This is a genomic window from Microbacterium sp. ISL-103 (genome assembly GCF_018613995.1).
Taxonomy (GTDB): domain Bacteria; phylum Actinomycetota; class Actinomycetes; order Actinomycetales; family Microbacteriaceae; genus Microbacterium.
Map to the genome: position 1 here is coordinate 1 of NZ_JAGGPD010000098.1, position 3,608 is coordinate 3,608.

The window sequence follows — 3,608 nt, forward strand, 5'->3', positions numbered from 1 at the left end:
GGGGCGTCCTCGAACAGCTCGAGCCCGGGGGTGCCCTGGCCGACGATGACATCACGGTGGTCGAAGGGGTGGATGAGCATCGCGCCGGTCCGCTCGGAGAACTCCGCGGCGAGGCGCAGAGAGGTCGCGACGGTCTCGCCCTCGAGCACGACCTCGGCGCCGTAGCCACGGGTCGCGAGCAGCTTGGGCACCGGGACCCCCAGCGGCATGAAGATCGTGGCGGGGATGCCGAGCGCCTGAGCCGCGAGCGCGACACCCTGAGCGTGGTTGCCGGCCGAGGCGGCGACGACTCCGTGCGAACGCTCTTCGGCGCTCAGACGCGAAAGGCGGTACGCGGCCCCGCGGATCTTGAACGAACCGGTGCGCTGCAGGTTCTCCATCTTCAGGAGCACCGGGGCGCCGAGAACGTCGGAGAGCGCCCGTGACGGCAGAGTCGGCGTGTGCGTGATCACCTCAGCCAGACCCTGAGCTGCAACCTCGAACTCGGTCAGGCTGGCGACTGCGCCCACCGATCCCTCCGTCTCCGCTCGCGCGGAACTGTGCTCCAGATTAGGTCTGCGTCAGGTTGCTCGCCGGTGCGCCACGATCCTGTGCTCACGGTCACCGCGGCGACGGTGACGAATGCCGCGAGCGGCACGGCGAACAGGGCGCCGGGAACCCCGCCGACCATGTATCCTCCGGCGACGACCAGCACCACGGCGAGCGGGTGCACCTTCACCGCCGATCCCATCAGGATCGGCTGCAGGATGTGGCCCTCGAGCTGCTGCACCCCGAGCACCACGGCGAGCATCGCGAGAGCGATCCACGGCCCGTTGTAGACGAGGGCGAGCAGGACGGCGATCGCTCCGGTGACCACCGCACCCACGATCGGCACGAACGAGCCGAGGAAGACGAGCACGGCCACGGGGATCGCCAGCGGGACGCCGAGCAGCGCGGCTCCGACGCCGATTCCGACCGCGTCGATGGCTGCCACGAGCAGCTGCGTGCGGGCGTAGTTGACGATCGTGGCGAAGCCGTTGCTCGCGGCCGCGTCGGCGGCCGGGCGCGCTGCGCGCGGGAACAGGCGCAGCGTCCAGCGCCAGATGCCTCGGCCGTCGGCGAGCAGGCAGATGAGGATGAACAGCGAGAGCACCGCGCCGGTGACGACGTGGGCGGCTGTGGTGCCCACCGCGAGCGCGCCGTTCAGCAGCGCCTGCGTCTGCTCGTTGACGATCTCGAGACCCTGATCGATGTAGCCCTGGATCTGCGAGTCGCTGAGATGGAGCGGACCTTCGAGGAGGAAGGTCCGGAACTCGGCGACCGCCTGCGAGCTGCGCTCCTGCACGTCGGGCAGCTGCGCCCGGACCTGCCAGATGACGAGCCACAGAAGCAGCGACACGATCGCGAGCGTGCTGATGATGGAGATCGCGACCGCGAGCCAGCGGGGGAACCGATGGCGGAGCATCCACTGCAGCGCGGGCCACAGCAGTGCGGTGATGAGGATGCCGACCATGAGCGGGATCACGAGGAGCTTCAGCTCGATGACCAGCCAGATGATGCCTGCGACCACGGCGGCGATCAGCAGCAGCCGCCAGGCGTACGCTGCCGTGACGCGCAACCCGATGGGCACCGCGTCATCGGCCTCGGTCGTCACGGTGCGATCCGTCGACTCCGGGCGCGGACGGAAGAGGTCTCTCAGCCGCGGACGCTGCTCGTCACTCATCGCCCAAGTCTACGGCGCTGCCACCGGGCCCCACGACGGGAGCGACCGGATGTCGGTGCGCGGCGATACGCTGACGACGTGTCCGAGAAACTCAGTGCCGCGCACGCGCGGCGAATCGCGCTGGCCGCGCAGGGATTCAGCCGCGCACGACCGACATCGGTGTCGGCTCGGCACATCCACCGCGCCATGGACCGGCTCGGCGTCCTGCAGATCGACTCCGTCAACGTGTTCGCGCGTTCGCACTACATGCCGCTGTTCTCGCGCCTCGGCGCATACGATCCCGCACTGTTCGATCGGGTCTTCCATTCGCGCACGACCCACTACGTCGAGTACATGGCCCATGAGGCGACCTTCATCCCCATCGAGGACTGGCCGCTCTGGCGATTCCGCATGGAGGACTTCCGTGCGCGGTGGTCGGGTCCCGACTCCTGGATGAGCACCAACGAACGCACGCTCCGGTGGGTTCAGGACGAGCTTCGTGCTCGCGGACCGCTCCGGCCCTCCGACCTCCGAGACGATGCGCGCCGCGAACGGGGCACCTGGTGGGACTGGGACGACGTGAAGCTCGCTCTCGAGCATCTTTGGCGCACGGGCGATGTCGCGATCAGCGGACGGAAGGGTTTCGAACGCAGCTACGCGCTCGCCGAGAACGTGATCCCCGACGCCATCCTCTCGCAGCACGTCTCGCGCGACGAGTCGATCCGCGAGCTCACCCGACGCGCCGCCCGGTCGTCCGGAGTCGCCACGCAGTCCGACCTGGCCGACTACCACCGCATCCGCGACCGCGGGGCGGTGTCGCAGTCCGTCGCCGACCTCGTCGACGCGGGCGAGCTCGTTCCGGTCACCGTGCGCGGCTGGGAACGCGGCGGCCAGGCGATTCCGACGTGGCGGCACCGCGAGGCCGTGCTGCCGCGCAGGATCGACGCCGCCGCCCTCTTGACGCCTTTCGATCCGGTCGTCTGGTTCCGGGACCGTGCTCAGCGGGCCTTCGGCCTCGACTACCGCATCGAGATCTACGTGCCCGCCGAGAAGCGCCGTTACGGCTACTACTCGCTGCCCGTGCTCGTCGGAGATCGCATCGTCGCGCGCGTCGATCTGAAGGCCGATCGAGCGACGTCCACGTTGCAGGTGCAGTCCGCGTGGTGGGAGCCGCAGGCCGACCCTGCCGTCGACACGGAACGGATCGCCGGCGAACTCGCTCTCGCGGCGTCGTGGCAGGGACTCGAACACATCTCTGTGTCGGGGTGGGGCACGGCGGCCGATGCTCTCCATGCTGCGCTCTCCGCCCGCGCCGACGCCTCGGTGCAGCGGCATGTGCACTCCCGCGAGGGCGCGGTGCGACTCGAGGGCGCGGTGTGACTCAAGGGCGCGGTTCACCCCGAGGGCGCAGCGCTGATCGGCGCGTCGCGTGGGCGATCGTCGGCGGACTCGCCGCCCTCGCTCTCGCTGCAGGAGTCGTGTGGGCGTGGCAGTCCGGCTCCCTCCCGTCTGCCGACAGCAGCCCGACTCCCACCGCCGCACAGACACCGGCAGCCGCCCCGCAGGAGCTCGCACAGAAGGAACTGGACGAGCACCTCGTGGAGTGCACCGCCGATGTGATCGATGGGGCGACCGTGCCGGCGGGATGCGGCATCCGTATTCCGTGGGGCACCGAGTTCGCGGCGGTTGACAGCGTACGCTTCCGGATCGAGCGGATGCCCGTGCTGAAGCTGGTCGACGCGGGTTTCGTCGCCGACGGCGGCATCCTCGTGGCGACCGTGACGGGCGCGGGTCACGACGGCGCCGCCATGACCGAGACCTACCGCACGGAGACCTGGACGCTTCGCGGCGACGCGGCAGTCATGGATGGCGACGTCGATCTCGACGTCTGGTGAGCCGGCTGTCGAATCGGCGGGTCGCGTGCGCC

4 protein-coding genes are annotated in these 3,608 nt (G+C 69.8%); 2 read left to right on the forward strand and 2 right to left on the reverse strand.

What is annotated here, in order from left to right; translation table 11 throughout:
* Both J7E68_RS04355 and J7E68_RS04360 read right to left on the reverse strand, forming a co-directional pair.
* The coding region (locus J7E68_RS04355) for a pyridoxal-phosphate dependent enzyme (RefSeq protein ID WP_215170193.1) at window positions 1-509 on the reverse strand (509 nt) is incomplete at its 3' end.
* Window positions 488-1,702, reverse strand: a complete 1,215-nt coding sequence (locus J7E68_RS04360) for an AI-2E family transporter (protein ID WP_215170195.1) — start codon at window positions 1,700-1,702, stop codon at window positions 488-490. The genes J7E68_RS04355 and J7E68_RS04360, both read right to left, overlap by 22 nt.
* A 78-nt stretch (window positions 1,703-1,780) precedes the next feature.
* Between J7E68_RS04360 and J7E68_RS04365 the strand changes: the two genes are divergently transcribed.
* Together J7E68_RS04365 and J7E68_RS04370 are read left to right on the forward strand one after the other, a co-directional pair.
* The gene (locus tag J7E68_RS04365) at window positions 1,781-3,061 is read left to right on the forward strand and encodes a winged helix-turn-helix domain-containing protein (RefSeq protein ID WP_215170197.1); all 1,281 of its coding nucleotides are present in this window, start codon (window positions 1,781-1,783) and stop codon (window positions 3,059-3,061) included.
* Window positions 3,058-3,576 (forward strand): hypothetical protein, encoded by a 519-nt coding sequence (locus J7E68_RS04370; protein ID WP_215170199.1) that lies wholly within the window; start codon window positions 3,058-3,060, stop codon window positions 3,574-3,576. The genes J7E68_RS04365 and J7E68_RS04370 overlap by 4 nt, the downstream gene beginning before the upstream one ends.
* Window positions 3,577-3,608 lie beyond the last annotated feature (32 nt).

Coding starts and splice junctions, on each gene's coding strand:
- J7E68_RS04360 (WP_215170195.1), bottom strand. CDS start 1,702: ATGAGTGACGAGCAGCGTCCGCGGCTGAGAGACCTCTTCCGTCCGCGC.